Raw genomic sequence first — 26,189 nt, forward strand, 5'->3', positions numbered from 1 at the left:
GACGCTTCAGCTGTCCTCCGGAACCCAGCCGATCGACTGCCGAAGGAAGCCCATTCCGAGGGCCAGGAAAGCGGCGGTCTCGGAATTGTCCTTGCCGTAGCCGTGACCTCCGGCCGCCGGCTCGAAGAAAGCCGGGTCGTACCCGAGATGGCGTAGCTTCTCCGCCATCTTGCGGGCATGCCCCGGATGGACGCGGTCATCGCGTCGCGTCGTGGCGATGAGGATCGGCGGATAGGGCTTGCCCGCTTCCGCTGTGTGATAGGCCGAGATGGCGCCGAGGAAACTCCAATCCGCCTCCTCATCGGGATCGCCGTATTCGGCGATCCAACTCGCGCCCGCCAGGAGTTTCGAATAGCGCCGCATGTCGATGAGCGGGATCGTGCAGAACAGGGCGCCGAAGCGCTCGGGGTAGCGGGTCAGCATGTTGGCGATGAGGAGGCCGCCATTCGAGCCGCCCTGCGCGGCGATGCGCTGGGGTTTCGTGATGCCGCGCGCCACCAGATCGGCGGCCACCGCCGCGAAATCGTCATGCGCCAGCGCCTTGCCCTCGCGCCGGCCGGCCTGATGCCACCGAGTGCCGAACTCGCCACCGCCACGGATGTTGGCGACGACGCCGACGCCGCCCTTCTCCAGCCAGAGTTTGCCGAGAACCGCCTGATAGGTGGGAAGCAGCGAGATCTGGAATCCGCCATAGGCTGACAGATGCACCGGCGCGTCACCGCTCGCCCCGGCAGGGCCGACCTGGACGTAGGGGATGCGCTCGCCATCCACCGAGATGGCCTCGTGGCGGGTGACCGTCAGGCCTTTCGTGTCGAAGGCCGATGGCGTCGTGCGCAGGATGGTGGGAGCCGAGAGATCGCCGGGGATCGACAGCAGCGTCGGCGGCGTTAGCGGATCCTGAACCAGCGCGAGCAGAGACCCGTCCGACTCGCTCTGCTCGGAATCGAAGGGCCAGACGGACACGCTGCCGATCTCCGGCAGGCCCGGAAGGCTGAGGCGGTTCCAGCCGCCCTCCCCCGGTTCGAACACGTTGTAGGACGGGCGCAGATCGTCGAGGGCGTCGACGATGAGGCGCGGCCCGGCCCAGGAGACGTTCTGCAGCGCCCGGCGGTCGGAGGGCGTCCACAACACGGTGAAGCCGCGATCCCCGTCGAGGAAGGCCGGAAGGCCGATGGCGAGGACCGTATCGGGCACGTGGAGCGCGCCGCCGATGCTCCATTCAGAGCGGGTTCGGATGACGAGATGGTCGCCGTGGAGAGAGATTTCGGCGTCGGTGGGGGCGTCGATGCGGTGGGTCGGGCCAGTTCGATCGCCGATATGCAGGATGCCGTCGAAGAAGCCGGTGCGCTCCATGAACACCACGCGCTCGGAGGGCGCGGCGTGGTCGACCTCGCCCCAGAGACCCATATTCTCGGGCGCGGTCTCGAACAGGACGGTGGCCGCGAGCGGGTCCTGGCCGCGCGTCCAGAGCCGAACCGTGCGCGAATAGCCGGAGCGGGTGGCCATGCCTTCGCCGAGGGCGCTGGACAGGATCAGCGTGTCGCGGTCGAGCCAATCGGCCCCGCCCTTCGCCTCGGGCAGGGTGAAACCGTCGGCGACGAAGCTGAGCGTCGGCAGGTCGAACTCGCGTAGGATGGTGGCGTCGCCCCCTCCCCGGCTCAGCTTCAGCAGGGCGCGGTCATGGGTGCCGGGGATGAGCGTCGCGCCGCCCCAAACCCAATCCACGCCTTCGGTTTTCGCCAGGGCGTCGATGTCGAGGAGGTTTTCCCAAGCGGGGGTGCCGGCGCGGTAGGAGGCTTCGTCGGTGCGCCGCCACAGGCCGAGGGGATGCTCGGCGTCGCGCCAGATGTTGTAGAGGAGTTGGCGGCGCCGTGACACGAGGGGAATCTTGTCAGGCCGGTCGAGGATGGCCTTCACCGCCTCTCGGTCGCGCTCCATGACAGGGTCGGTGAAGCGGGCCAGCGTCTCGGCGTTGCGCGCTTCGACCCAGGCGACGGCCTCCGCACCCTCCACCTCTTCGAGCCAGAGATGGGGGTCGTCATCGGGTTCGGCGCGGGTGGGACGGGGGTCGAAGGAGGGTTTCGTCGGCTGGATCATGCCCCGAAACTAGGGCGATTCCACCGGAATGGCGACGGCTTCCGAGCGGAATCGGACCCCCCTTTCGAGCGGTACGCGACGGGTCTTCGCGCGAATCTCTAACCCTCGAGCGTTCCCCAGCTCGGCTTCCATGCGCTCTGCGGATCGATGACCACGATTTCCATGCCGCCCTCGTTGGCCACATGCACGGCGATGCCGAAGGCCTGGGCGATGGGAAGCAGGCCGGTGGTGCTGAACTGGCGTCCGTCGGCGAGCTTCACTTCGCCCTTCACCTCGCCACCGGCCTTCGACAGGCAGAGCGTGACCGCGGTGACGACGGGGGCGTGAACGCGCCGGAAGACGTTGGGCATCGAGTGACCTTCGGACTGTGTCGCGACAAACGAAAAGGGCGGCACGAGGCCGCCCTTTCCAAAACTCGAGAGAACCGAAACGCTCAGCGCTTCGAGAACTGGAAGCTGCGGCGAGCCTTCTTGCGGCCGTACTTCTTGCGCTCGACCACGCGGCTGTCGCGGGTCAGGAAGCCTTCGCGCTTCAGGGGCGCGCGCAGCTCCGGCTCGTAATAGGTGAGCGCCTTGGACAGGCCGTGACGGACGGCGCCGGCCTGGCCGGAGAGACCGCCGCCATGCACCGTGACCGTGATGTCGTACTGGTCGACGCGGTTGGCGATGGTGAGCGGCTGGCGCAGGATCATGCGCAGCACGGGGCGGGCGAAGTAGGTCTCGACCGTGCGGCCGTTGACCACCACGGTGCCGTTGCCGGGCTTGATCCAGACGCGGGCGACCGCGTCCTTGCGCTTGCCGGTGGCATAGGCGCGGCCCTGGGCGTCGAGCTTCTGAACGTGGACGGGGGCCGCGTTCTCGGGATCTTCGACGTTGGCGCGGTTCAGGTCGGAGAGGGACTGGAGGGTCGCCATGATCAAGCGCTCACGTTCTTGCGGTTGAGGCTGCCGACGTCGAGCGCCTGCGGCTGCTGGGCGGTATGGGGATGCTCGGTGCCCTTGTAGACTCGGAGATTGCCCATGATCTGGCGGAACAGCGGTCCACGGGGGAGCATGCGCTCAACGGCCTTCTCGACCACGCGCTCTGGGAACCGGCCGTCGAGGATGAACTTCGCGGTCCGCTCCTTGATGCCGCCCGGGTAGCCGGTGTGGTGGTAATACACCTTCTGCTCGCGCTTGCGGCCGGTGAACTTCACCTTCTCGGCGTTGATGACGATGACGTTGTCGCCGCAATCGACGTGGGGCGTGTAGGAAGCCTTGTGCTTTCCACGCAGGCGCATCGCGATGATGGTGGCGAGCCGGCCGACGACCAGACCCTCCGCATCGACGATGATCCACTTCTTGTCGACGTCGGCGGGCTTCAGAGAAAAGGTCTTCATCCCGTGGCGTTCCGTATGATGTCTTGCAAAACGATGCGCCGCCACGTGAGACACGCAGCGGCGTTGGAGGCTGCAATACGGGGCAACGGGTGAGTCGTCAAGGCATTTCGGGTGAGGGGAATCGGCAAAAACCTCAAGGAAACGAGGTATTTCGGGGTTGAGGTATCAGGATACCGTATGGCTCTCCCTCCCCTCCCACCCGCGACCTCATCCCGAGGCGCCCGCGCCCGCGGGCCTCGAAGGAGGGCTTCAGCCATCATGCGCAAGCTGGAGCCCTCCTTCGAGGCCTCCGCTGCGCTGCGGCGCCTCAGGATGAGGTGGATGGGTGGGAATGGCCGGGCGCTTCGGCGGGTTCGAGACTGGGCACGTCGCGATGGGTGAGCGAGACGGGCTGAAGCGGGAGGAAGCGTGGTTGTCCGGGCTTGGGCTATTCGGCACCGGCTCCCCCCCTCTCCCCTCTGCGGGAGAGGGTGGCCCACGAAGTGGGTCGGGTGAGGGGAGCGCCATCTCCGGAGAGGTCGCCCCCTCACCCGCCTGCTCCGCAGGCACCCTCTCCCGCAGAGGGGGGAGGGTGGCGCGCCGGCTCACCGCTCGAGCGGGATCGAGGATGCTAAGCGGTGTCAGATAAGCGAGATCGGCTGAAGCGTGAGGAAGCGCGTTTTCCGTAGCAGGAGATATCCGGTACCGGCTTCCCCTCTCCCCGCGTGCGGGGAGAGGATCACAGGCACCTTGTCGTGCCTGTGATGAGCGGAGCGAGGGTGAGGGGGCGTCGCCGGAAGAGGCTCCCCCGGAACCGCCCCCCTCACCGTCGGCTGCCGCCTCGACGCGCCGACGACGGGGTCGTCGCGTCCCTCTCCCCGCAAGCGGGGCGAGGGGATACTCACGCCGGACCCGCAGAGGGCGAAGGGTGCCGGCTCACCGCTCCGGCGGGATCGAATACGTCCCCGTGGCGTGGCAGACGAGGTCGTCCGAGCCGGTGGCGAAGAGGCGTGCCTCCCCCACCGCGAGGCGCTTGCCGAGCTTGAGGAGCGTGGCCTCGGCGACGAGCCCGGTGGGGCCGGGTTTCCGCAGGAAGTTGAAGGAGAGGTTCGTCGTCACGGCGAGGCCCACCGGGCCGATATTGGCGAGGATCGCCGCGTAGAGGGCGTAATCGGCCAGCGCCATCATGGCCGGGCCGGAGATGGTGCCGCCGGGGCGCAGGAAGCGCTCGTGATACTCGAGCCGCATCCGCGCGGAGAGCAGACCCACCGATTCGAGGTGGAACGCCGGCCCGTCATGGTTCATCTGCGGGAAGTCCCGCTCCAGAAAGGCGATGGTCTCGGAAAGGCTCATGGCAGTCGTCATGACGTGCCTTGCAGCATGCGCCGCGATGGCGGACAAGTCTCGGGCTTCGTTTTCAAGAGTTCCGATGACCCAGCCCGACGCCGCCCAGCCCGACACCTCGCGCCACGACCGCTATGCCGATGCGCTGATCCGCCGGCTCCTCACGGAAACGAAATCGATCGCCCTCGTGGGCGCGTCCGCGAACCCGGCCCGGCCGAGCTGGATCGTGCTGAAATACCTGCTCTCGCGGGGCTACGACGTGATCCCGGTCAATCCCGGCCTCGCCGGGCAGATGCTGCTGGGCAAGCCCGTCGTCGCCCGCCTCGCCGACCTCCCCGGCCCGGTCGACATGGTCGAGATTTTTCGCAATTCCGACGCGGCCGGCGGCCTCGTGGACGAGGCCCTCGCCCTGCCGGTGCTGCCGAAGATCGTCTGGATGCAGCTCGGCGTCCGCGACGATGACGCCGCCGCCCGCGCCGAGGCGGCGGGCGTCACCGTGGTGATGAACCGCTGCCCCAAGATCGAGTACGGGCGGATCTCGGGTGAGATCGGCTGGACCGGGGTGAATTCCCGGATCTTGAGTTCGAAGCGGCCGGTTTTGGGGGGTAAGGGGGTGCAGCGGTTGACGATTGAGCCACGGTAAGGTTGTCTCGGTCAAAATGGACGATGTAATATGGTGAACGTCGTAGAATGCTGAGAACGTCGTTAGCTTCGCCTCTGGCGTGGACTTCAGAGGCACGGATTAGATCAACGGCAACATCTCACCGCTTCGTACTGCGGACTAAATTTTTGGGCCAAGCGATTCCATGATATACCTTCCTGCTGGGACGCGGTTAGCTTAGTTGGGTTTTACAGATGGCGCATCAAATCGTCTTAGATGAATGTCCCGCAGAAAACCCGATCGACGAGCTATCAGAAATCGAAATTTATAAAACCCAATCTATTACAGACAATGATTTCTGTATTGGTGTCGTTGTTCGATTTAATTCCATATCGGTTGCATGCGACAATTGGGCTTATACGGTTTTAGTTAGATTAAAAGAGGCAACTATACAGGTATCAACAGAGAACTCCCGCATCTCTCAAGACGGCAGAGCCGGGGATCACAGTCGACCCTTTTCGATTGCGAAATCGCATTCAAAAGAAGAAAAGATCAGTTCTCAGGTAAATACCGGTGCAAAAGTTGGTGCCAACATTTCAGTCGGCCCCGAGGGATTTAAGGTCCCATCGTTAGCTTTGTCTGCAAACGCATCATCTCAGAACGATAAAGTAAATAGAGATAGTGAAAGTTATAAGTTGATTTCAACGATTAATTCCCTGACATCTATGCCGGGAGGCCGGTGGTTAATTGCTGATGTGATTTCCGATACATTGTTCGGTAAATATCAGCCAGATGAGCACTTATGTAAAATTCGTATCGATGAAACGAAAATGAGTGGTAGCGCGACTGGTGCTCTCTATTTTTTCCCGCGAGATTTATCGATCGAAGCGATCCACACGGAGAGCCTAAATTTAAAGAAATTTATAAAAGAACGACCAGAGAAAGTCGCTGTCGCAAAAGCTTTAATCGCAAAGCATCTCAAAGGATTAAATCCAACGGGTCAATCCAGCATAGATGGACGAATTGTCATTGGGACAAGTAAAGTGAATTTTAGATTGGAAGAAGTGCCGAATGGAACATCTGCTCCACGCAGTCCTGTCCGCAGAAAGCGTTAATTTTGCTGAATTATTAGTTATCGCGCAACTAGATCCTGCGACGGATTTGCGAGGATGTGATTTTCAAGGAGTAGATTTTGGTAGTCTAACCTCAAACAATATAGACCTTTCTCACTGCAATTTGACAGATGCAAACCTTAGCAAAGTACGGGGGGATCTAAATCTTCAGGGCGCTATAATATTTGGCGCAAAGCTTCCAAGTTAATATTCTTATGTCGGATCGATTTCTCGAACGGCAATTAAAGTAAAATTTAGTTTGCTTAAGCAGGTGCTTATTTCTGCGCACCGTTTCTATTTACCATCCAGAGTCCAGTCTGACATTGTTCGGCAAATCGAACAAAAAATGCCTGTTCTTACCTGCTATAGAAGTCATACCGAACATCAACTCATAGAAGAAGCCATTCGTGAGGCATTAATCGCTGCTATGGATGAGAAGATTAGCTATCTTTTCGACCGTCGAACTAATCATGCTAGTATCAAAATAATAGAAATTACTAGTAAGTCTTTATCGTCGAGGCTTCCAGTATCGGGTGTGCCGTCCTTAGATGCGGCCTTTTTCAAATCCTTAAAAGATTGCAAAGTCGAAAATCTGTTTGATAAAAGAGTAGAAGTAGGATTCATGGCACGGATAATCGATAATTTTCGCGTAAGTAAATGGCGATCATCCGAGGATTATGACGAGTTAAAAATATTTGCCAATAATATAGATGGAATTTCTACGGGTAGATCGCGCTTCGCTAATCTGCTTCATGACCAATCAGCGCATGGCTTGAATATATTCTTGATGAGTGGAATCTCTCCCTTCTCAACGAAAACTTATAAGGTCATTGAAAAAAGCATACCAAACTCACGGTTCATATGGATTTTACCTTCTAATATACTTTATGGCGATATACCTAATCTGATTAGTAATAATATAATTCCTAAATCTTCCGTAGTTTACCCGAACGAAACGCTCAGAATTGAGGATGTAGAAAAATTTATTAAGCGATTCGAGTCTTACCAGAGATATGGCCTCATTCTGACTGAAGAGACGAAATCAGAAATTGTAAAGCATGTTAACAAGCCAGTAAGTGTGCTGAAAAATATGTTTATAGGTAAAATAATGGAGGTTGCTCAATCTCGCGGAGATGAAAATGGATCCGTGATTTTATGACGTATCCTGTAGTTTCCGTCAGGCGTAATCGTTTCGGATCTCTTGATTTCCCGTCTCCTCCATCAGCGCTACAGCCACAAAACTAACCCCAGCCGCCACAGCTAAATAAAGCCCAACCCAACCGATCCCGCCCCACTCACTCAGCCGCTGCGCCAGATACGGCGCGGCGGAAGCTCCCAAAATGCCGGCGAGGTTGTAGGTCACCGAGGCGCCCGTGTAGCGGACGCGGGTGGGGAAGAGCTCGGGCAGCAGGGCGCCCATGGGGCCGAAGAGCCAGCCCATGGCGAAGAGGCCCAGACACAGGAAGCCGAGCACCAGGCCGCCCTGCCCGCTTCCCAGCATCGGGCCGAGCAGAAGGCCGAGGGACGCGGTGAAGGCGAGGCCGGTGAGGAGGACGGGGCGGCGGCCGTAGCGGTCGGCGGCCCAGCCGGAGAGCGGGATGCCGAGCGCCATGAACAGCACGGCGACGCATTCGAACAGCAGGAAGGTCGGGCGGTCGAAACCGAGTTTCGAGACGCCGTAGCTGAGCGCGAAGACGGTGGAGAGGTAGAACACCGCGTAGCAGGCCACCATGGCGAAGGTGCCGAGCAGCGTCGCCTTGATGTATTTCGTGAAGATGGTGGCGAGCGGCACGCGCTCGGGCGGGGCCTTCTCCATGGCGGCCTTGAAGACCGGGGTCTCGGTGAGCTTCAGGCGGACATAGAGCCCGACGCCCACGAGTACGGCGGAGGCGAGGAACGGGATGCGCCAGCCCCAGGCCTGGAAATCGGCCGGGGTCAGGGCCAGCGCGAGGCCGAGGAAGCCCAGATTGGCGGTGATGAAGCCCACCGGCGCGCCGAGCTGCGGGAAGATGCCGTAGAGGGCGCGTCGCCCCGGCGGGGCGTTCTCCACCGCCAGCAAGGCCGCGCCGCCCCATTCGCCGCCAAAGCCGATGCCCTGGCCGAAGCGCAGGACGCAGAGCGCGAAGGGCGCCCACCATCCGGCGGTGGCATAGGTCGGCAGGCAGCCGATGAGCACGGTGGAGAGGCCCATGATCATCAGCGAGGCCACCAGCGTCGCCTTGCGCCCGACCCTGTCGCCGAAATGCCCGAAGAACGCCGCCCCCAGCGGCCGCGCGATGAAGGCGATGGAGAAGGTGGCGAAGGCCGCCAGCGTCTGCACCGAGGGATCGTCGGCCGAGAAGAAGATCGGCCCGATCACCAGGGCGGCGGCCGTGGCGTAGACATAGAAATCGTAGAACTCGATCGCCGTGCCGACGAAGCTGGCGATGAGGATCCGCGCGGCGGGAACGGGAGGGGGCGGAGCGGGCTGGAGCATGTGCGGCGCTATAACCGCAGGCGGGGGCGAGTGCCATGCGAATTCTTGCAGGATCGTGCTGGAGGCGCGCCCCCCTCTCCCCGCCGGGCGGGGAGAGGATCGCGGACACCTTGTCGTGTCCGCGATGAGCGCAGGCGAAGCCGGAGCGAGGGTGAGGGGGTATTGCAGAGTGAGGCTCTTCCGGAAGCCCCCCTCGCCCCCGGCTGCCGCCTCGACACGCTCCCCGGCCGTTCTAGGATTTCGCCCGCAGCGGCAGCGATGGCTGTTCCCTCTATCCGGGAGGATTCGACCTGAGGCGCGACGGGCTCCCTCTCCTGGAAGGAGAGGGTTGGGGTGAGGTGTGGTCCATCTCCGGAGAGGTCACACACCTCACCCTGTCCCTCTCCTTCCAAGAGAGGGGACCCGCGCTGCCCGCGAGCTGTGTGAACAGCGTAGCCCGTTGCGGGGAGCGCGCTCCACCTCAGCGGGCCGAGTGAGCCCCCGAACCTATGTCTTCAGCGGGTCGTGGCCCCAGTTCATCAGCGAGAGACGCCAGGGTGAATCCTCCACCGCGTCCTTGTCTTCCGGGCCGCCCTGTTTGAGGTGGCGGTTCACGTAGCCGGTGACCTTGCGCATATGGGCGTAATCGTCGTCGGTGAGATCGGCCTTCTTGGCTTTCAGAATTGCGACGATGCGCCGGCCCGAGGCGTGGCCGGTGGATTCGGACGCGCCGTCCTTCTTCTGCCCGACCGAGCGGCTCTGCTCGCTGTCGAGGAATGTCTCCAGGGCGGCGGGCGTCATGTTCACCGCCTCCTTGAACGCGCGCCAGGTCTCGTCGTGGTCGTCCTTGCTCACTAGTCGCCTCCGTCGCATCGGGACTGGATCAAGCGGAAGGCACGGGGCGGGTTCCTCAGGGACGGGAGGGGCGAATGGTCACGAGGTGTCGGCGCCCGCGCCGTCATCCTGGGGCGCTGTAGGCGAGCCCAGGATCCAGACGCGGTGACGGCCTTCGCTGGATAAGGGTTCGCGGTTCTGGATCCCGGGCTCTGCTGCGCAGCCCCGGGATGACGGGAGTGATCTTCCCCCCTCGCGACATCACCCACCCTTGACCCGCGCGCGTCGTCCGCCATAAAGAACTTCTGTTCGTTTAAGCGGAACGGGGGCATGGCTCCTCTTCCGTCTGGCCCGGCACAGGCGCTAGAACGACGTCCAGTGCGTGCCCGCCGGCCCCCGGAGTAAGTGATGACCGACCGTATCCCAGGCTTCAACACGCTGGCGATCCATGCCGGCGCCGCTCCCGATGCCACCACGGGCGCGCGGGCCACGCCGATCTACCAGACTACGTCCTTCGTGTTCGACGACGTGGACCACGCCGCCTCGCTGTTCGGGCTGCAGGCCTTCGGCAACATCTACTCGCGCATCACGAACCCTACCAACGCGGTGCTGGAAGAGCGCATCGCGGCGCTGGAAGGCGGCACCGCCGCCGTGGCGGTCGCCTCGGGCCACGCGGCCGAGTTCCTCACCATGCATGCGCTGATGCAGCCGGGCGACGAGTTCATCGCGGCCAACAAGCTCTATGGCGGCTCGATCAACCAGTTCAACCATTCCTACAAGAGCTTCGGCTGGAACGTGGTCTGGGCCGATACGGACGACCCGGATTCGTTCGAGCGGGCCATCACGCCGCGCACCAAGGCGATCTTCTGTGAATCCATCGCCAATCCGGGCGGTGTCATCACCGACATCGCCGCGCTCTCGGTGATCGCCAGGCGCCACAAGATCCCGCTCATCGTCGACAACACCATGGCGACGCCGTACCTGATCCGCCCCTTCGAGCACGGGGCCGACATCGTCGTGCATTCGGCCACCAAGTTCCTCGGCGGCCACGGCAATTCCATCGGCGGCCTCGTGGTCGATGGCGGCACCTTCGCCTGGGCCGGCGACGACCGCTACCCGATGCTGTCGCAGCCGCGCCCCGAATATTCCGGCATGGTCCTCTCCGAGACCTTCGGCAATTTCGGCTTCGCCATCGCCATCCGGGTGCTGGGCCTGCGCGATCTCGGCCCGGCGCTCTCGCCGTTCAACGCCTTCCTCATCCTCAACGGCATCGAGACCCTGCCGCTGCGGATGCAGCGCCATTGCGACAACGCGCTCGAGATCGCGACCCATCTCAACGCCCATCCGGCGGTGGAATGGGTGAGCTATCCGGGGCTGGAGACCGACAAGTATCACCAGCTCGCCCGGCGCTACACGCCGCTCGGCTCCGGCTCGGTCTTCACCATCGGCCTCAAGGGCGGCTACGAAGCGGGCGTGAAGCTGGTGGCCAATCTCCAGCTGTTCTCCCATGTGGCGAATATCGGCGACACCCGCTCGCTGGTGATCCACCCGGCCTCCACCACCCACCGCCAGCTCACCGACGCGCAGAAATCCGCGGCCGGCGCCGGGCCCGAAGTGGTGCGGCTCTCCATCGGCATCGAGGACCCGGCGGATCTGATCGAGGATCTCGACGCGGCGTTAAGCGCTTGATTTTGCTGGCAGGCCTGGGCGCGATCCCGGCCCGACGCCCCCGGGTTGACCCTCGGCGGCGTCGGGACTACCCCGCGAACCATTCCTCCATCGAGATCGTTCGCATTGCATGACGCATGATCCTTTCGAGACTTCCGGCGAGCCCCCGGTCATCCTTGTCGTCGAAGACGACGGCCTTCTCCTGATGGAGGCGGCCGATACCCTGGTCGATGCGGGGTTCCGCGTCCTCGAAGCGCCGCAGGCCGACAAGGCGCTTACCATCCTCGAACGCAACGAGGAGATCGACCTGCTGATGACCGACGTGGACATGCCGCAGGGCTCCATGGACGGGTTCGCCTTGGCCCGCCTCGTCGCCCATCGCTGGCCGACCATCCCGGTCCTCGTCGTGTCCGGCATGGGCACGCCCGGCCCGCACGACATGCCCGAGGGCGCGCGCTTCATCCCGAAGCCCTACGCGCCCAACACCCTGGTCCGGACATTGCGGGCCTTCGCCAGGCGCGCTGCCTGACCCCGCCACCTCTTTCGAAGATCGCGACGCCCATCATGGCCACCGAGACCCGCCCGCTCCGCTTCGCCACCCAGGCCGTCCATGCCGGTGCGGCACCCGACCCCGCCACGGGCGCGCGCGTCCAGCCGATCTACTTCACCAACGGCTTCGTGTTCGAATCCACCGAGCAGGCCGCCGACATCTTCGCCATGCGGCGCACCGGCTTCTCCTATTCGCGCGGCTCGAACCCCACCGTGGCCGCCCTGGAGCGCCGGGTCGCCGCCCTGGAGGGCGCCAAGGCCGCCGTGGCCGTCTCGTCGGGCCAGTCCGCCCTGCTCCTCGTGCTGATGACGCTGATGAAGAGCGGCGACGCCTATGTGGCCTCGCCGCGTCTGTTCGGTGGCTCGCTCGGGCTGATGAACCGGCTCGACGCCCGCTACGACCTCAAGCCGCTCTTCGCCAAGGGCCTGACGCCCGCCGATTTCGAGGCCGCGATCACGCCGGAGACGAAGGCCATCGTCTGCGAGTCGATCGTCAATCCCTGCGCCACGGTGATGGACATCGCCGGCATCGCCGAAGTGGCCAAGCGGCACAACTTGCCGCTGGTGGTGGATAACACCCTCGCCTCCCCGGCGCTGATCCGGCCGATCGAGCACGGGGCCGACATCGTGTTCCACTCGACCTCGAAGTTCCTCGGCGGGTCCGGCCAGACCATCGGCGGCATCATCTGCGATGCCGGGACCTTCGATTGGCCGGCGGCGGAGGGGCGTTACAACCTCATCACCGAGCCCTGGGCCGATTACGACGGGCTCGTGGTCTCGGATCGCTTCCCCGATTTCAGCTTCGCGGTCGCCTGTCGACTCTTCGGCCTGCGCGATCTCGGCCCCGGCCTGTCGCCGATGAACGCCTTCCTGACGCTCACCGGCATCGAGACCCTGCCGTTGCGGATGAAGCGGCATTGCGAGAATGCGAAGGCCGTCGCCGCCTTTCTCAAGGACCACCCGGCGGTGGCATGGGTGAGCTATCCGGCGCTGCCCGGCCAGACGGGCGAGGACCTGGCCGCCCGCTACGTGCCGGAAGGGCCGGGCTCGATCTTCACCTTCGCACTGAAGGGCGGGCAGCCGGCGGCGGTGAAGTTCATCATGAGCCTGGAGCTCGTCTCGCATCTCGTGAATATCGGCGAGATCAAATCCCTGGCGATCCACCCGGCCACCACGACGCACCGCCAGCTGAGCGATGCCGACAAGGCGGCGGCCCTGGTCGGCCCCGAGACCGTCCGTCTCTCCATCGGTCTCGAAAATGCCGAGGATCTGATCGCCGATATCGCCCAGGCGCTGGATCAGGTCGATTCCTGATCAGGCGAATTTGAGCTCGGTGGTCGCTGCGCTCTTCGGCTGCGCGACAGCGCCGCCGTGGTGCTTCAGGAACCACGGCACCCGGCTCTGCGGCATGGGCTTGCTGTAGAGATAGCCCTGCGCATAGGCGCAGCCCTGTTCGCGCAGGAAGGTCGCCTGCGCCTCGGTCTCCACGCCCTCGGCGGTGACGTTGAGGCCGAGGCTCTGGCCCAGTTGAACCACCGCCGTGACGATGGCGGCGTCGTTCGGGTCCCGCTCAAGATCGCGCACGAAGCTGCGGTCGATCTTGATCTCGTCCACCGGATATTGCTTGAGGTGGGTCAGCGACGCGTAGCCGGTCCCGAAATCGTCGAGCGCCACGCGTACACCGGCGCTGTGCAGGCTCGCCAGCACCGCCGAGACTCGGTCGCCATGGCCGCCGAGCAGGACCGTTTCGGTCACCTCCACGCCGATCCGGTCATGGGAGAGGCCCACGGCGGCCAGATCGGAGATCAGGTTCTCGGCGAGGTTCTCCTGGGCGAACTGGGCCGAGGACAGGTTCAGGAACACCCGGCCGGGATCGTACCCTTGCGCGATCCAGCTTGCCAGATCGGCGAAGATCTGGCGCGCGAGGACGGTCCCGACCGCGACCCCGATCTCCGCGTCGTCGAACACGGTCGAGAAGCTGGCGGGCGCCAGGAGTCCGCGGCTCGGATGCTGCCACCGCGCCAGGGCTTCGAACCCGATGATCTCCCCCGTGGCGAGGCCGATCTTCGGTTGATAATACGGAATCAGCCCGCCGACTTCGAGGGCCGACCGCATCTCGCGGGCGACGGAGACGCGGTGCTCGATATCCGCCCGAAGCGCCGGGACGAACAGCGTCGCCCGGTTCCGCCCGGCCGCCTTGGCCGCGTAGAGGGCGAGGTCGGCATTGGTGAAGAGGTCGGTCGGATTGGCGGCGTGTTCCGGGAACAGGGCGAGGCCGAGACTGGCACGCGGCGAGACCACACGCCCCGAGACGGCCATCGACGGTTTCAGGACCTCGAGGATCGCCCGGGACAGGGCGTGGATGCGCCGGCTCGGCTGATGGCGATCCTTCTCGCACAGGGCGATGATGACGAATTCGTCGCCGCCGAGCCGGGCGACGAGATCGTGCTCGCCGATGATGTTGCCGAGACGCCGGGCGACCTCCTTGAGCAGGGCATCGCCCGCGTCGTGGCCGAGGGTGTCGTTCACCTCCTTGAACGCATCGAGATCGATCAGAATGAGGCCGACGCGCTGGCCGGACGCCTCCGCCTTGCTCAGCGCGGCGTCGAGGGTCGTCTGGAACAGGGCGCGGTTCGGCAGACCGGTGAGGACGTCGCGCTGGGCGGCGAGGCGGATCCGCTCCTCCACCGCCTTGCGGCTCGTCATGTCGACGAGACTGGAGATCACACGGGTCGCGCCGTCCATCTCCACGATGACCGCCGACAATAGGGCGTCCCGGCGTACACGGCCCGAGACGCCCGTGGCGATCTCGATCTCGCTGGCGGTTCCATTCCGGTCGAGTTCCGCCTGGATCACGCGCCGGGTCGGCCCGTCGACCAGATCGCGTATTGTGTATCGGGTCAGCTTTTCGCCATCGTCGAGTCCGTAGAAACAGCTCGCGGCGTCGTTGGCATCGACGATCTGGCCGTCATCGGCGCGAGACACCACGATTGGAATCGGCGCTGCCTTGAACATCGTCTCGAACAGGCGCCGGCTTTCCGCCAGTTCCGCATTGGCGCGCCGCTCCGCCTGGGTCGCGGTCCATTCCAGACGCCTCAGGCGGTTCGACCGCACCACGAACAGCAGCGTGGCGACGTTGGACAACAGGACTGCGAGACAGATGCCGAGGGCCGTGGACGGCATCGGCGGCGGCAGGAGATAGCCCGCCACCAGCGCGGTGGAGGCGATCGCGCTCGTCGTCAGGCTCCAGAGAAAGCGCGTCGGCATGACGATCATGTAGATCGCCGGAAGCAGCAGCATCACGAAGAGCGCGATGTCGGATCGCGACGAGCACAGGACCGCGACGCATCCGGCGACCAGGATCTCCCATGTCACCATCACTCCCTGCAGCCTGCCGAAACCGGTGACTTTCCAGGTCGCCAGCAGGCTGGCGAGGGACAGCACGATGATACCGGCGCGGGCGGGTACGGCGACCCAGAAATGGATCTGCCCGGCGAAGCGCCAGTCGCTGAGCAGGAAGAGCGTGTTGAGGAGAATGGCGCAGAGAAAGATCAGGCGCGCATGGCGCAGGGTCTCGGGAAAGCGCTCGTCCTGAAACGCCCTTTCCCGATCGACCGAGACGAATTCGCCGCCGATGGCGTTGAGTCTATGCTTCCACATGGCGCCCGACACTCGCATGCAAAAGTCGCGCAGGCGTTAAGAACCAACTAGATCGATAACAATTATCAGCTCTGAGGCTTAGTTCGGGTCAAGGCGCGCAATGCTCCGCGAAACGTCCTGACATCCTGTTCGGTCATTGCCATGCGATGCAGCATGTCGCGCATGTTTCGGGCGATGACATCCCGCTTTTCGGGCGGGTAGAATCCGCCCGCGTCGAGGCTACCTTCCAAGCTGGCGACGAGGGAGGCCATCGCTTCGCGCGTGGCGGGTGGAGATTGCATCTCGCCGGTGAAGGGGAGCCGGGCCTGCCCCGAGGCCTTGCGCCATTCGTAGCCGACGAGGAGCACCGCCTGAGCGAGGTTGAGGGACGGAAAGTCCGGGGAGACCGGAAAGGTGACGATGGCGTCGGCCAGCGACACCTCGTCGTTGGTCAGCCCGATCCGCTCGCGGCCGAACATCACGCCGACGCGCTGTGCCGTTCGCGAGGCCATGTCGGTCATCGCCTCGTCGGGACCGTAGGCGCGCTTCATCTGCCCGCGCTCGCGGGCCGTGGTGGCGAGCAGATAGTTCAGGTCGGCGATGGCCTCCGGCACCGTGGCGAAGACGGTGGCGCCGTCGAGGACATGCGTCGCCCCTGAAGCGGCCTCCCGCACGCCCTTCTTGGGCCAGCCGTTCTTGGGGGCCACGAGGCGGAGTTCGGCGAGGCCGAAATTGGCCATGGCGCGGGCGACCATGCCGATATTCTCGGCCAGCTGCGGTTCGACCAGGATGATGACGGGGGCGCTCATCGACGCCCTCTGCCACGGGTCGGCCCGGACGGAAAGTCCGTTTGGGGAGGATGGGGAGCCGCGGGCACCGTCGGCGCCGCGGCTCCCCCATTCGCAGTGGAAACGCTCAGATCTTACCGTCGAGGCCCATCTGGTAGTATTTGTGGATGATCTTGTCCTGGTTCTCGAGGAGCCAGTCGATCGAGGGCTCGTTGGTCATGGCCTTGCGGATCGCCTCGGTCATGCCCTTGCGCTGGATCTCGAACAAAGCCTTGTGATCGACCGTCTCGGCCTCGATCACGCCGGGGCTGAGCCAGACCGAGCAGATGATGCCGAGATCGTTGGCCTTCTCCTTGGGGATATAGCCGAGGCGCACCGCGTCAAGGACGCCGTTGGCGATGGCGAACTGCACCGTGCCCATCAGGATGGAGGTGTACTTGCTCTCCGTGACGCTGACCTTGGAGACGCAGAGCGTCACCGGCCGCACCATGATGTCGGTGTTCAGGAGCGCGAAGACGCGGGAATGGCCCACCACCTGATCGCCCGTGAGGGTGGCGAGCGCCGTGCCGACCGGCCCGTCGAGTTCGCCGATGATGACCTCCGGCTCGGAGGCGGTGTTGGGCGGCCCGCCGGCGACCAGGGCCTCGCCGGCCCGCAGGATGATGCGTTCGCTCATGGAGATATCCTTCACAGAAATCGGAATGGGCCGCAGATTCCCGGCCCGAGGGCGGATGTCCAGAGCCGGCCGGGAATTATCTCGGTCGCCGACGCAGTTCCCGATCTGTAAGGGGCACGGCTTTCGCGTCCTGTTGCAGCGCGCTATGACCGCGGGCGAGCGGGAGCGCGGCCGGTCCCGGCCGCGTGATGAGAAAGGTTCTGAGGATCATGTCGAAGATCAAGGTGGCGAACCCGGTCGTCGAACTCGACGGCGACGAGATGACCCGGATCATCTGGAGCGAGATCAAGAACAAGCTCATCCATCCCTATCTCGACCTCGACCTCGATTATTACGACCTCGGTGTGGAGCACCGCGACGAGACGAACGACAAGGTCACCGTCGATGCGGCGGAGGCGATCAAGCGCCATGGCGTCGGCGTGAAATGCGCCACCATCACCCCCGACGAGCAGCGAGTGGAGGAGTTCAAGCTCAAGGAGATGTGGCGTTCGCCCAACGGCACGATCCGCAACATCCTCGGCGGCGTGATCTTCCGCGAGCCGATCATCTGCAAGAACGTGCCGCGCCTCGTGCCGGGCTGGACCCAGCCCTTCGTCATCGGCCGCCACGCCTACGGCGACCAGTATCGCGCCACGGACTTCAAGGTGCCCGGCAAGGGCCGCCTGACCATCAAGTTCGAGGGTGACGACGGCACGGTCATCGAGAAGGAAGTCTTCAAGTTCCCGGCCGCCGGCGTCGCGATGTCGATGTACAATCTCGACGAGTCGATCCGCGACTTCGCCCGCGCCTCGCTGAATTACGGCCTCGCCCGCAAGTACCCGGTCTACCTCTCGACCAAGAACACCATCCTCAAGGCCTATGACGGCCGCTTCAAGGACCTGTTCCAGGAAGTGTTCGACGCCGAGTTCAAGGCGAAGTTCCAGGCGCTCGGCATCACCTACGAGCACCGCCTCATCGACGACATGGTAGCCTCCTGCCTCAAATGGTCCGGCGGCTACGTCTGGGCCTGTAAGAACTACGATGGCGACGTGCAGTCGGACACCGCCGCCCAGGGCTTCGGCTCGCTCGGCTTGATGACCTCGGTGCTGATGACGCCGGACGGCCAGACCGTCGAGGCGGAAGCCGCGCACGGCACGGTGACGCGCCACTACCGCGAGCATCAGAAGGGCAAGGAGACCTCCACCAATTCCATCGCGTCGATCTTCGCCTGGAGCCGTGGCCTCGCCCACCGCGCCAAGCTCGACGACAACGGCGACCTCGCCAAGTTCGCCAACACGCTGGAGAAGGTCTGCGTCGATACGGTGGAAGCCGGCTTCATGACCAAGGATCTCGCCCTCCTCGTCGGCCCAGAGCAGAAGTGGCTCTCCACCACCGGCTTCCTCGACAAGGTCGACGCGAACCTCAAGACCGCCATGGCCTGAGCGCGAAGTGCGGGTTCCCCTCTCCCCGCCGGGCGGGGAGAGGACGTCGTCCTCCCCTTGTCGGGAGGCGACGTGAGCCCGGCAGGGCGAGGGTGAGGGGGTAGCTCCGGATGTGGCTCCTTCGCGTGAGCCTCCTCCGGACGCGCCCCCTCACCGTCGGCTGCCGCCTCGCCACGCCAACGACAAGGTCGCCGCTTCCCTCTCCCCGCGTGCGGGGAGAGGGGATTCGCGCCGGCCATCATTCGCTTAGGATGAGGGCCTTGCCGCCTCGGCGTTGCGCTTGCGGGTCGCGGCGGCTTTCTTCGCCGAGGCGGAACGTTGCTCGGCGGTGCGGGAGGCCGAGGCCTTTCCGCCGGCGGCTCCGCCCTTGTGGGCCGCCGGGTGGGAGCTCGACTTGCCCCTCCCCGATCCGCCCGGATGCTTGCCGCCGCCATCGTCCTTGTTGACGGTTGCCCAGGCGCGGGCCTCGGCTTCCTTCTCCGGGACGCCGCGCTCTTCGTAGGATTCCGCGATGTGCTCGGCCTTGCGGATCTGCTTGTCGGTGTATTTCGACTTGTCACCCTGTGGCATGGCGAGTTTCCCGTATCGGGCCCCTCGCCGCTGCCTCAGCTGTCGTCGGTCGGACCGTCCAGGATGGCGCGAACGCGGCGGATGAGATCGGTACGGCGATAGGGCTTGTTCAGAAGGTCGAACTCCGAACCCCCGGCATCGGTTCGCTCGAGACTCGCCTCGGCGTAACCGGTGGTCAGCAGGACCTTCAATCGGGGTTGCCGCCGCCTGGCCTCGCGGGCGAGCATGATGCCGTTCATCCCGCCCGGCATGATGAGGTCGGTGAACAGCAGGTCCACCGAACCGCTCGAATCCAGGATCTCCAGCGCCTCACGGCCGTTCTGGGCCATCAACAGTGTGTAGCCGCTGTCGCGCAGGATGGTCCGCGCCAGTTCGGCCACGTCCTCGCGGTCGTCGACGATGAGGATGGTCTCGGTCCCTTGGCGATCGACCGTCCCCGACACGGCGCGGTTGGGCTCCCTGTCGTCCTCGGCGGCGGCGGGGAAGGACAGGCGGACGCGCGTTCCCTTGCCGACGACGGACTCGATCTGCGCCGCGCCCCCGGATTGCCTGGCAAAGCCATAGACCATCGAGAGGCCGAGCCCCGTGCCCTTGCCCTCGTCCTTCGTCGTGAAGAACGGCTCCATCACCCGCGCCAGGATCGGCGGCGGGATGCCCGCCCCGGTGTCGGCGATGGTCACGGTGACGTAGCGGCCCTCGCCCAGGGAATCCGATCCGCCGAAATCCTGCGAGCCCAGATCCTGCGCGCCGATATCCCGGTTCTCGGTGGAGATGACGACGGTGCCGCCCTCCGGCATGGCATCGCGAGCGTTGATGAGGATGTTGAGCAGGGCGACCTCGGCCTGAGCCGGGTCGACACGGCAGTTCCAGAGGTCTTCGCTCAAGTCGAGCCGCAGCGTGATCGCGTCACCGAGGCTGCGCGCGGCCATATCCTCCATGCCCTTCACGAGGGCGTTGAGATGGACCGCGCGGCCATCGAGACGCTGCTTGCGCGCGAAGGCGAGAAGCTGCTGGGTCAGGGTGGTCGCCCGTTCGGCGGCGGTACGGATATTGTCGGTGGCGCGCCGAAGGCGGTTGCGGTCCGCATCCGGACGGTCGAGACCGTGGCTCAGAATATCGATGTAGCCGACGATGACCTGGAGAAGGTTGTTGAAGTCGTGGGCGATGCCGCCGGTCAGCTGGCCGAGCGCCTCCATCTTCTGGGCCTGCCCCAACGCCTCCTCGACGGTGCGGCGGCGGGAGACATCGAGCTGCGAGGCGAAGAAATACACGAGGTCGCCGGCCGCATTGTAAATGGGCGCGACGAACAGCGCGTTCCAGAAGGTCGATCCGTCCTTGCGGTAGTTGATGATCTCGGTGGTGAATTCCCGCCGGGCCTGGATCGCCTCGCGCAGGGCGTTCACGCTTTCCCGGTCGGTGTCCGGTCCCTGCAGGAAGCGGCAATTGCGACCGATGATTTCCTCGGTCGCATAACCTGTGAGGCCCAGGAAGGCCTTGTTGACGAAGACGATCGGGTTGTCGTCCTGCCGGGGGTCGGTAACCACCATCGGCATCCGGGTCGCCTCGACCGCGGTGAAGAAGATGTCGCTCGTGTGATCGGCGATCTCCGACACAGCCCCGGTTCTCACGCGCGGCGGTTCACCTGCAGGCGGTTTCTCGGGGCTCTCGGTCATCATCGGTCGGTTGTTTTGCCAGGCAATGAATGTGGGTCAGGAATGCCCAACGACTGGCGCTTCATCCGTTTCCCTCGACAAATCCCGCGATGACGACGCAGGTGCCGACGGCGCCCGCGTCGTCATCGATCGAAATGGCCTGGAGTCGCGCCCGACCGCCTGGGTCGGGACGCATCTCCAGGCCTTTGTTCCGCCGCGCCCGTCCTGGCCGAAGCGGCATCCACTTCGTCGGAGCGCGCTTCAGGTCGCCGAGGGGGCGAAGCGCACGCTCTCGATATTGGCGCGTTCGAAAGCCTGCATCACGTGCTGGTAGGAACGCTCCATTTCGGTGGCCTCGTCGCCTTCGGTCTCCTCGGGCTTCAGCACGAACATCAGCATCGAGCGTCCGGTGACCTCGTACCGGTCGCCGATTTCCCAGGTGCCGACCTCCTGACTGTCGGGCAGGTTGGTGTCGAGGAGCCGGGTCCAGCCGACGCCGCCGACGGAACCCGGCAGGGTGAAGGAGACGAGATCGCTGTAGGCGTTGTAGAGGATCAACAGCGTCGCATCGCCGCCCCGGCGGTGGATGCCCGAGGCCTGCGCGCGTCCGTCGAGCAGGACCGCGATGGAATGCGCGCCGCCATCCGTCCAGTTCTCCGTGGACATCTCCTCGCCGTCGGGGCGCAGCCACGTCACGTCCTTGACGCCGAGATCCTCGTCATAGGCGCCCGAGAGGAAGCGCCCGCGGGTGAGGATCGGCAAGGCTTCGCGCAGGATGGTGAGGCGCTGTGTGAACTCGGCGAGGTCGCGGCCCGCCTCGTCGATCCCCTCCCAATCGAGCCAGGAGATCTCGTTGTCCTGGCAATAGGCGTTGTTGTTGCCGCCCTGGCTCCGGGCGAATTCGTCGCCGGCGAGCAGCATCGGCGTTCCCCGCGAGAGGAACAGCGTCGCCATCATGTTGCGCATCTGGCGCGTGCGCACCGCCTTGATCGCCTCGTCGTCGGTGGGACCTTCGACGCCGTAATTGTTGGAGAGGTTGTGGGAATGCCCGTCCCGCCCGTCCTCGCCATTCGCGAGGTTGTGCTTCTCGTTGTACGAAACCGTATCGTTCAGCGTGAACCCGTCATGGGCGGTGAGGAAGTTCACCGAGGCCCAGGGCTTACGCCCGCGCTTGTTGAACTTGTCGGCCGATCCGGTGATGCGCGAGGCAAGGCTCGGCAGCAGGCCGGAATCACCGCGCCAGTAGCCGCGGACATCGTCGCGGAACCGGTCGTTCCATTCCGCCCAGCCCGGCGGGAAGCCGCCGACCTGATAGCCGCCGGGGCCGCAATCCCACGGCTCGGCGATGAGCTTGACCGAGTTCAGCACCGGATCCTGCCGGCAGGTGTCGAGGAAGCCGCCGCCCTCGTCGAAACCGTGCGGCTCACGCCCCAGGATGGTGGCGAGGTCGAAGCGGAAGCCGTCGACCCGCATTTCCGTCGCCCAGTAGCGCAGGGAATCGGTCACCAGCTGCAGGACGCGCGGGTGGGACAGGTTGAAGGTGTTACCGGTGCCGGTATCGTTGATGTAGTAGCGCTCCTCGCCCGGCATCAGGCGATAGTAGGAGGCGTTGTCGACGCCCTTGAACGACAGGGTCGGGCCCTTCTCGTTGCCCTCGGCGGTGTGGTTGTAGACCACGTCGAGGATCACTTCGAGGCCGGCGCCGTGCATGCGCGCCACCATCTCCTTGAACTCGGAGAAGGCGAAGTCCGGCACCGCCGCGTAGCGCCGCGCCGGGGTGAAGAACGAGATCGTGTTATAACCCCAGTAATTCACCAGGTTCTTTTCCTGGAGATAATCGTCCTGCACGAAGGCATGGACGGGCAGGAGTTCGACCGAGGTGACACCGAGGCTCTTGATGTAGTCGAGCACGGCCGGGTTGCCGAGACCGGCATAGGTGCCGCGCAGCTTCTCCGGCACGGCCGGATGCAGCTTGGTGAAGCCCTTCACATGGGTCTCGTAGAAGATCGTCTTCTCCCACGGCACGTGGGGCTTGCGGTCCCGTCCCCAGGTGAAGGCCGGGTCGATGACGCGGCTGCGCCGGGTGAAGGGCGCCGAATCGCGCTCGTCGAAGGTGAGGTCGTCGCCCGTCTCCATCTGGTAGCCGAACAGGGCCGGGTTCCAGGTGATGGAGCCGACGAGACCCTTGGCGTAGGGGTCGATCAGCAGCTTGTTGGGGTTGAAGCGGTGCCCGGCCTTGGGCTCGTACGGTCCATGGACCCGGTAGCCGTAGATCGTGCCGGGACGCGCGTCGGGCAGGTAGCCGTGCCAGATCTCGTCGGTGTATTCGGGCAACTCGATCCGCTCGAGTTCCTGCTCTCCGGCATCGTCGAACAGGCAGAGTTCGACTTTGGTGGCATGGGCCGAAAACAGGGCGAAATTGACGCCGAGGCCGTCCCAGTTGGCCCCCAGCGGATAGGGCGATCCCTCTTTGATGCGCGACCGCACGGCCTTCGTCTGCGTGGCGGCCTGCGGCATCGGGGGGTTCTTAGCGACCATGATCACTCCAGGGTGGGCTCGCTGCGTGACGCGGAGCCCGACGGCATGAATTCCGCCGAGTGAACGCTGATGCTTGACCGTAAGGTCCGTGATCGTGGAAACTTTTTGCGTTGCGAGACGGACTCGCGCGCAGGCGCCGTACTATGATCCGGCCGCTTCGCCGCGCCCGGCATCTTCGCCGTTTTGGAGGCAGCTCATGTCTTTACGGCTCATGTCTTTGGAGACAGCCCATGTCCGATAGACCCTCCGTCCTGCAAGCCGCCGCCGAACGGCACGGCGTGAGCATCGACGCCGTCCGCCACCTCATGCGCGCATTGGAGGTGGGCAACGGAACCATGGCGCAGTTCAACCATCCCGAACTCGGCGGTTTCGGGCAATGGTCGTCCGGCGGCATGACCATGATCGGCAACATGTTCGATGCCAATCTCAAGTCACGGGTCGCGGCTCTCTGCGCGGATCTGGCCCAATCCCTGCCCCCCGGCGGATGGGACGACGGCGCGGCATCCGGGAATTGGTGGCCGGCGGAACTCGGCCGACCGGCCACGTCCGGCTCGCAGAACAGCATGCGCTACGCCTATTTCCCGGATAGCCGGCTGCTCGCCGTGGAGACCTCGGGAACGCTCGTCCTCTACGATACCGGGCATTACGACATTTCCGGCGTCTCGCAGCAGCAGGGGGATACCCAGAGCCTTCGCTTCAGCGGCCGCAACGGCTATGTCGATCTCGAATCGCTCCAGCGGGTCAGCGTGGCTCCCGCACCGGATCGTTCCCTCGAGCCGAAGCCGTTCCATCCCGATCCGATCCCGGCGCCGATCCGCACCGAAGACCGCCCGCGTCCGGCCCCGGAGCCGGATTTCGCCCAGGCCGGAGCCCCCTCGGGCGACGTCATCTCGACCCTGGAGCGCTTGTCCGACCTGCACCGCAAGGGCGTGCTGACCGAGGCCGAGTTCTCGACCAAGAAGGCCGAACTCCTCGCGCGGTTGTAGGGGGCCCCATCGATCGGCGGGAGGTTTCTCGGGGCGTCTGCGGCGACGCATGTCCATCGCAGGCGGACGACCCGTCACTCGCGATGGGAACGGCGCCATCTCACGCAATGGTCGTGGGGGCGCCGTCCATCCTCCGGACCCGCTCCCATTGTGTCGGTATTTGGTGTAACGACGATTCGATGACCAATGATGACATGCGCGAATCACGCGCCGCACTGATCTTGCTCGCCGTCGCGGTGGCGTCGGTCCTGATTTTCGGGGTGGTCACGATCCTGATTCAGCTTTGAGCCGAATGCGCGGATTGCGACTCGGCCGTCGCCTCAGTGGGTCCAGGGCGCCGTGCGGTTGAACTTGAAATTATCCGAATAGGACAGACCCTTGCGGATCACGGGCTTCTGGGGCTGCTCGACGCGGTAGGTGATGCCGTTATGGGTCGCGTAGGCCACGGCCTCTTCCTGCGTCTCGAACGACAGCCTGACCTGCTGCAGCATGTCCGACGAACCGGTCCAGCCCATCAGGGGGTCGGTGTCGCGCGGAGAGCTCTGGTCGAATTCCAGCACCCACGCTTTGGTGCGGGCCATGCCGGATTGCGTGGGATCCTTGGCGGGCTGGTAGATCCGGGCACTCGGCATCGTGGGGTCGATAGCTCCTGCAGGATGGAACGGCCGATAAGCACGCGATTGGTCGGGGCGATAGGATTCGAACCTACGACCCTCTGGTCCCAAACCAGATGCGCTACCAGGCTGCGCTACACCCCGACTGCCCGTTACGGCTCCATCGCTCTAGCGGTTGCCCGGTTTCGGCGCAAGCAGCCTCTCACGTGCCGAGCCGCTGGCGGTGAAATCCCGACCGTTCCGCGCCCGCCGCCTTCGGCCTCCCTAAGGACGCCGATGGCGGGCGGTTCCGCTCGATCCCGTTTGGCGGACGTCGCGGCAGACCGCTATGTCTGCACCACGCTCATCTGTGACACGATCTGAACCTTGCGGAAGTCCTCCGGGAGGATCACCGCTTCATTGTATCTGCTGCCGCCGAGCTTGCAGAACAAAAATCCGCCTCTCATGCTGACCTCGAACTGTCGTCCCTTTTCCAAGATCAACCGGCCATTTTTTCCGTCTGATGCGGTGATCTCTTCGAGGACGACAATTCTGTCTCCCGGCCGATACGATGCCTCGAACAGAGCTGGATCCACGTCGTCTTTCCAATGTGCCATGTCGTCTTGTCCCGTCTATGCAATTGGATATGGCTTTTGCTCGAGCGATGGAGTCGACTCGCACCGAGTGGACGCGTCGTGTCGCCGACCTGCAGCCGTCATAGCGACAGAGTTCGAATCGGAAAAACCGGCATTCCCCCGCATGGCGTGCATTGCCTTGATGCGGCCGCTCGAAACTGCGGGGCATGTGCAAATGTGGTGGAGGAGCCATTCGCGGCACGCTGCTAGCCGCGTTGCACGGACGCGGAGAGTGAATCGCCGTTTGGGGCTTCAGGGTTCGAGCCCATATCCGCGACCCTGCGGTGCCGACGATCCCGGCACTTGGCATTCCCGCCCTTGACCCGTCCTGCGGATGTCCTGGCGGCGCCGGCGTTCAGAGCGAGAAAGCGACGCCGAGCTTTCGGTCCCGTCTCCAGACCACAGTACAGGCGCGGGGCTTCGCATAGGCCGTCATGACCAGGATGAACTCGTCCGGAACCGCCTCCGGAACTTCGACTTCGATCTGGGCGCCGGTTTCGGACTGGTCCCAGACCAGGCAGTCGATATCAGGCCGGTCGTTCCCGAATGAAAGCGCCCCGATGCGGAAGGCATCTTTGCGTGAGGCGCTGCGACGATTGGTGGTCACGTCATGGATCCCGATCAAACCTGATGTCGACTGTCATTGCAGCCGGTTAATTTTCAGGCCTTCGGTAC

At 64.3% G+C, this 26,189-nt stretch carries 25 protein-coding genes and 1 tRNA gene; 9 read left to right on the forward strand and 17 right to left on the reverse strand.

Annotated elements, in window-relative coordinates:
• Positions 1-6 precede the first annotated feature (6 nt).
• From AC0IXR_RS10940 to AC0IXR_RS10960, 5 genes are all read right to left on the reverse strand, one after another.
• Positions 7-2,097 carry a prolyl oligopeptidase family serine peptidase gene (locus AC0IXR_RS10940; RefSeq protein WP_471760698.1) on the reverse strand — a complete coding sequence of 697 codons (2,091 nt, stop codon included), beginning with the start codon at positions 2,095-2,097 and terminating at the stop codon, positions 7-9.
• Positions 2,098-2,195: 98 nt separating this feature from the next.
• Positions 2,196-2,447 (reverse strand): hypothetical protein, encoded by a 252-nt coding sequence (locus AC0IXR_RS10945; RefSeq protein WP_056432842.1) that lies wholly within the window; start codon positions 2,445-2,447, stop codon positions 2,196-2,198.
• A gap of 83 nt (positions 2,448-2,530) precedes the next feature.
• The gene (gene rpsI / locus AC0IXR_RS10950; protein ID WP_026175762.1) at positions 2,531-3,010 is read right to left on the reverse strand and encodes a 30S ribosomal protein S9; all 480 of its coding nucleotides are present in this window, start codon (positions 3,008-3,010) and stop codon (positions 2,531-2,533) included.
• A gap of 2 nt (positions 3,011-3,012) precedes the next feature.
• Positions 3,013-3,474, reverse strand: a complete 462-nt coding sequence (rplM, locus tag AC0IXR_RS10955) for a 50S ribosomal protein L13 (RefSeq protein WP_056252523.1) — start codon at positions 3,472-3,474, stop codon at positions 3,013-3,015.
• Positions 3,475-4,389: 915 nt separating this feature from the next.
• Positions 4,390-4,806 (reverse strand): PaaI family thioesterase, encoded by a 417-nt coding sequence (locus AC0IXR_RS10960; RefSeq protein ID WP_471760699.1) that lies wholly within the window; start codon positions 4,804-4,806, stop codon positions 4,390-4,392.
• Between the two features lie 76 nt (positions 4,807-4,882).
• Here AC0IXR_RS10960 and AC0IXR_RS10965 point away from each other — a divergent pair, with 76 nt between their 5' ends.
• The 4 genes from AC0IXR_RS10965 to AC0IXR_RS10980 all read left to right on the forward strand — a co-directional run bounded on the left by AC0IXR_RS10965 (position 4,883) and on the right by AC0IXR_RS10980 (position 7,669).
• On the forward strand, positions 4,883-5,440 hold the full coding sequence (locus AC0IXR_RS10965; RefSeq protein ID WP_471760700.1) for a CoA-binding protein: 558 nt from the start codon (positions 4,883-4,885) through the stop codon (positions 5,438-5,440).
• A 212-nt stretch (positions 5,441-5,652) separates the two neighbouring features.
• A complete protein-coding gene (locus AC0IXR_RS10970; RefSeq protein ID WP_471760701.1) occupies positions 5,653-6,513 on the forward strand; it encodes a hypothetical protein in 861 nt (286 codons plus the stop codon).
• A complete protein-coding gene (locus AC0IXR_RS10975) occupies positions 6,470-6,718 on the forward strand; it encodes a pentapeptide repeat-containing protein (RefSeq protein ID WP_471760703.1) in 249 nt (82 codons plus the stop codon). The genes AC0IXR_RS10970 and AC0IXR_RS10975 overlap by 44 nt, the downstream gene beginning before the upstream one ends.
• A 138-nt stretch (positions 6,719-6,856) precedes the next feature.
• On the forward strand, positions 6,857-7,669 hold the full coding sequence (locus tag AC0IXR_RS10980; protein WP_471760704.1) for a hypothetical protein: 813 nt from the start codon (positions 6,857-6,859) through the stop codon (positions 7,667-7,669).
• An 18-nt stretch (positions 7,670-7,687) separates the two neighbouring features.
• Here AC0IXR_RS10980 and AC0IXR_RS10985 read toward each other — a convergent pair whose 3' ends face one another.
• Entirely contained in the window at positions 7,688-8,986 is a 1,299-nt protein-coding gene (locus AC0IXR_RS10985) for an MFS transporter (RefSeq protein ID WP_471760706.1), read from the reverse strand.
• A gap of 486 nt (positions 8,987-9,472) precedes the next feature.
• A complete protein-coding gene (locus tag AC0IXR_RS10990) occupies positions 9,473-9,838 on the reverse strand; it encodes a DUF3140 domain-containing protein (RefSeq protein WP_471760708.1) in 366 nt (121 codons plus the stop codon).
• A 369-nt stretch (positions 9,839-10,207) separates the two neighbouring features.
• Between AC0IXR_RS10990 and AC0IXR_RS10995 the strand changes: the two genes are divergently transcribed.
• The 3 genes from AC0IXR_RS10995 (at position 10,208) to AC0IXR_RS11005 (ending at position 13,330) form a co-directional block, all read left to right on the forward strand.
• The gene (locus tag AC0IXR_RS10995) at positions 10,208-11,488 is read left to right on the forward strand and encodes an O-acetylhomoserine aminocarboxypropyltransferase (protein ID WP_207413510.1); all 1,281 of its coding nucleotides are present in this window, start codon (positions 10,208-10,210) and stop codon (positions 11,486-11,488) included.
• A 109-nt stretch (positions 11,489-11,597) separates the two neighbouring features.
• On the forward strand, positions 11,598-11,996 hold the full coding sequence (locus tag AC0IXR_RS11000; protein WP_056432823.1) for a response regulator: 399 nt from the start codon (positions 11,598-11,600) through the stop codon (positions 11,994-11,996).
• Between the two features lie 35 nt (positions 11,997-12,031).
• Positions 12,032-13,330 (forward strand): O-acetylhomoserine aminocarboxypropyltransferase/cysteine synthase family protein, encoded by a 1,299-nt coding sequence (locus AC0IXR_RS11005; protein ID WP_471760710.1) that lies wholly within the window; start codon positions 12,032-12,034, stop codon positions 13,328-13,330.
• On the opposite strand, the gene AC0IXR_RS11010 is transcribed toward AC0IXR_RS11005, so the two are convergent.
• From AC0IXR_RS11010 to AC0IXR_RS11020, 3 genes are all read right to left on the reverse strand, one after another.
• Positions 13,331-15,676: a putative bifunctional diguanylate cyclase/phosphodiesterase gene (locus AC0IXR_RS11010; RefSeq protein WP_471760712.1), complete on the reverse strand. Its 2,346-nt coding sequence runs from the start codon at positions 15,674-15,676 to the stop codon at positions 13,331-13,333.
• A gap of 65 nt (positions 15,677-15,741) precedes the next feature.
• Positions 15,742-16,464, reverse strand: coding sequence for an RNA methyltransferase (locus tag AC0IXR_RS11015; protein WP_471760713.1), 723 nt, complete (start codon positions 16,462-16,464; stop codon positions 15,742-15,744).
• 106 nt (positions 16,465-16,570) lie between these two features.
• A complete protein-coding gene (locus tag AC0IXR_RS11020; RefSeq protein WP_018042789.1) occupies positions 16,571-17,119 on the reverse strand; it encodes a formaldehyde-activating enzyme in 549 nt (182 codons plus the stop codon).
• 209 nt (positions 17,120-17,328) lie between these two features.
• Here AC0IXR_RS11020 and AC0IXR_RS11025 point away from each other — a divergent pair, with 209 nt between their 5' ends.
• A complete protein-coding gene (locus tag AC0IXR_RS11025) occupies positions 17,329-18,540 on the forward strand; it encodes an NADP-dependent isocitrate dehydrogenase (RefSeq protein WP_419952182.1) in 1,212 nt (403 codons plus the stop codon).
• 246 nt (positions 18,541-18,786) lie between these two features.
• On the opposite strand, the gene AC0IXR_RS11030 is transcribed toward AC0IXR_RS11025, so the two are convergent.
• The 3 genes from AC0IXR_RS11030 to glgX form a co-directional block, all read right to left on the reverse strand.
• The gene (locus AC0IXR_RS11030) at positions 18,787-19,110 is read right to left on the reverse strand and encodes a plasmid stabilization protein (protein WP_207413518.1); all 324 of its coding nucleotides are present in this window, start codon (positions 19,108-19,110) and stop codon (positions 18,787-18,789) included.
• A 35-nt stretch (positions 19,111-19,145) separates the two neighbouring features.
• Entirely contained in the window at positions 19,146-20,783 is a 1,638-nt protein-coding gene (locus tag AC0IXR_RS11035; protein WP_461222887.1) for a histidine kinase famiy protein, read from the reverse strand.
• A 240-nt stretch (positions 20,784-21,023) separates the two neighbouring features.
• A complete protein-coding gene (gene glgX / locus AC0IXR_RS11040; RefSeq protein ID WP_471760715.1) occupies positions 21,024-23,300 on the reverse strand; it encodes a glycogen debranching protein GlgX in 2,277 nt (758 codons plus the stop codon).
• Between the two features lie 230 nt (positions 23,301-23,530).
• On the opposite strand from glgX, the gene AC0IXR_RS11045 reads away from it, so the two are divergent.
• The gene (locus tag AC0IXR_RS11045; RefSeq protein WP_471760717.1) at positions 23,531-24,286 is read left to right on the forward strand and encodes an SHOCT domain-containing protein; all 756 of its coding nucleotides are present in this window, start codon (positions 23,531-23,533) and stop codon (positions 24,284-24,286) included.
• Positions 24,287-24,606: 320 nt separating this feature from the next.
• Here the strand turns inward: AC0IXR_RS11045 and AC0IXR_RS11050 are convergent, their stop codons facing one another.
• From AC0IXR_RS11050 to AC0IXR_RS11065, 4 genes are all read right to left on the reverse strand, one after another.
• Positions 24,607-24,918 carry an ETC complex I subunit gene (locus tag AC0IXR_RS11050; RefSeq protein WP_056433142.1) on the reverse strand — a complete coding sequence of 104 codons (312 nt, stop codon included), beginning with the start codon at positions 24,916-24,918 and terminating at the stop codon, positions 24,607-24,609.
• Between the two features lie 49 nt (positions 24,919-24,967).
• Positions 24,968-25,044: transfer RNA gene (locus AC0IXR_RS11055), tRNA-Pro, on the reverse strand.
• Between the two features lie 182 nt (positions 25,045-25,226).
• Positions 25,227-25,496 carry a hypothetical protein gene (locus AC0IXR_RS11060; RefSeq protein WP_471760719.1) on the reverse strand — a complete coding sequence of 90 codons (270 nt, stop codon included), beginning with the start codon at positions 25,494-25,496 and terminating at the stop codon, positions 25,227-25,229.
• 373 nt (positions 25,497-25,869) lie between these two features.
• Positions 25,870-26,121 carry a hypothetical protein gene (locus AC0IXR_RS11065; RefSeq protein ID WP_056433139.1) on the reverse strand — a complete coding sequence of 84 codons (252 nt, stop codon included), beginning with the start codon at positions 26,119-26,121 and terminating at the stop codon, positions 25,870-25,872.
• Positions 26,122-26,189 lie beyond the last annotated feature (68 nt).

The sequence above is a fragment of the Methylobacterium sp. AC832 genome, from assembly GCF_979256025.1.

Bases quoted from the DNA above. Each gene is read 5' to 3' on its own strand.
- AC0IXR_RS10965 (WP_471760700.1), top strand. From the start codon at position 4,883: ATGACCCAGCCCGACGCCGCCCAGCCCGACACCTCGCGCCACGACCGC.
- rplM (WP_056252523.1), bottom strand. From the start codon at position 3,474: ATGAAGACCTTTTCTCTGAAGCCCGCCGACGTCGACAAGAAGTGGATC.
- AC0IXR_RS11035 (WP_461222887.1), bottom strand. From the start codon at position 20,783: ATGACCGAGAGCCCCGAGAAACCGCCTGCAGGTGAACCGCCGCGCGTG.
- rpsI (WP_026175762.1), bottom strand. From the start codon at position 3,010: ATGGCGACCCTCCAGTCCCTCTCCGACCTGAACCGCGCCAACGTCGAA.
- AC0IXR_RS10975 (WP_471760703.1), top strand. From the start codon at position 6,470: ATGGAACATCTGCTCCACGCAGTCCTGTCCGCAGAAAGCGTTAATTTT.
- AC0IXR_RS11005 (WP_471760710.1), top strand. From the start codon at position 12,032: ATGGCCACCGAGACCCGCCCGCTCCGCTTCGCCACCCAGGCCGTCCAT.
- AC0IXR_RS11060 (WP_471760719.1), bottom strand. From the start codon at position 25,496: ATGGCACATTGGAAAGACGACGTGGATCCAGCTCTGTTCGAGGCATCG.
- AC0IXR_RS11030 (WP_207413518.1), bottom strand. From the start codon at position 19,110: ATGCCACAGGGTGACAAGTCGAAATACACCGACAAGCAGATCCGCAAG.
- AC0IXR_RS10940 (WP_471760698.1), bottom strand. From the start codon at position 2,097: ATGATCCAGCCGACGAAACCCTCCTTCGACCCCCGTCCCACCCGCGCC.
- AC0IXR_RS11020 (WP_018042789.1), bottom strand. From the start codon at position 17,119: ATGAGCGAACGCATCATCCTGCGGGCCGGCGAGGCCCTGGTCGCCGGC.
- AC0IXR_RS10990 (WP_471760708.1), bottom strand. From the start codon at position 9,838: ATGCGACGGAGGCGACTAGTGAGCAAGGACGACCACGACGAGACCTGG.
- AC0IXR_RS10970 (WP_471760701.1), top strand. From the start codon at position 5,653: ATGGCGCATCAAATCGTCTTAGATGAATGTCCCGCAGAAAACCCGATC.
- AC0IXR_RS11015 (WP_471760713.1), bottom strand. From the start codon at position 16,464: ATGAGCGCCCCCGTCATCATCCTGGTCGAACCGCAGCTGGCCGAGAAT.
- AC0IXR_RS10945 (WP_056432842.1), bottom strand. From the start codon at position 2,447: ATGCCCAACGTCTTCCGGCGCGTTCACGCCCCCGTCGTCACCGCGGTC.
- AC0IXR_RS11010 (WP_471760712.1), bottom strand. From the start codon at position 15,676: ATGTGGAAGCATAGACTCAACGCCATCGGCGGCGAATTCGTCTCGGTC.
- AC0IXR_RS11000 (WP_056432823.1), top strand. From the start codon at position 11,598: ATGACGCATGATCCTTTCGAGACTTCCGGCGAGCCCCCGGTCATCCTT.
- AC0IXR_RS11045 (WP_471760717.1), top strand. From the start codon at position 23,531: ATGTCCGATAGACCCTCCGTCCTGCAAGCCGCCGCCGAACGGCACGGC.
- AC0IXR_RS10960 (WP_471760699.1), bottom strand. From the start codon at position 4,806: ATGAGCCTTTCCGAGACCATCGCCTTTCTGGAGCGGGACTTCCCGCAG.
- glgX (WP_471760715.1), bottom strand. From the start codon at position 23,300: ATGGTCGCTAAGAACCCCCCGATGCCGCAGGCCGCCACGCAGACGAAG.
- AC0IXR_RS11025 (WP_419952182.1), top strand. From the start codon at position 17,329: ATGTCGAAGATCAAGGTGGCGAACCCGGTCGTCGAACTCGACGGCGAC.
- AC0IXR_RS10980 (WP_471760704.1), top strand. From the start codon at position 6,857: ATGCCTGTTCTTACCTGCTATAGAAGTCATACCGAACATCAACTCATA.
- AC0IXR_RS10995 (WP_207413510.1), top strand. From the start codon at position 10,208: ATGACCGACCGTATCCCAGGCTTCAACACGCTGGCGATCCATGCCGGC.
- AC0IXR_RS11050 (WP_056433142.1), bottom strand. From the start codon at position 24,918: ATGCCGAGTGCCCGGATCTACCAGCCCGCCAAGGATCCCACGCAATCC.
- AC0IXR_RS10985 (WP_471760706.1), bottom strand. From the start codon at position 8,986: ATGCTCCAGCCCGCTCCGCCCCCTCCCGTTCCCGCCGCGCGGATCCTC.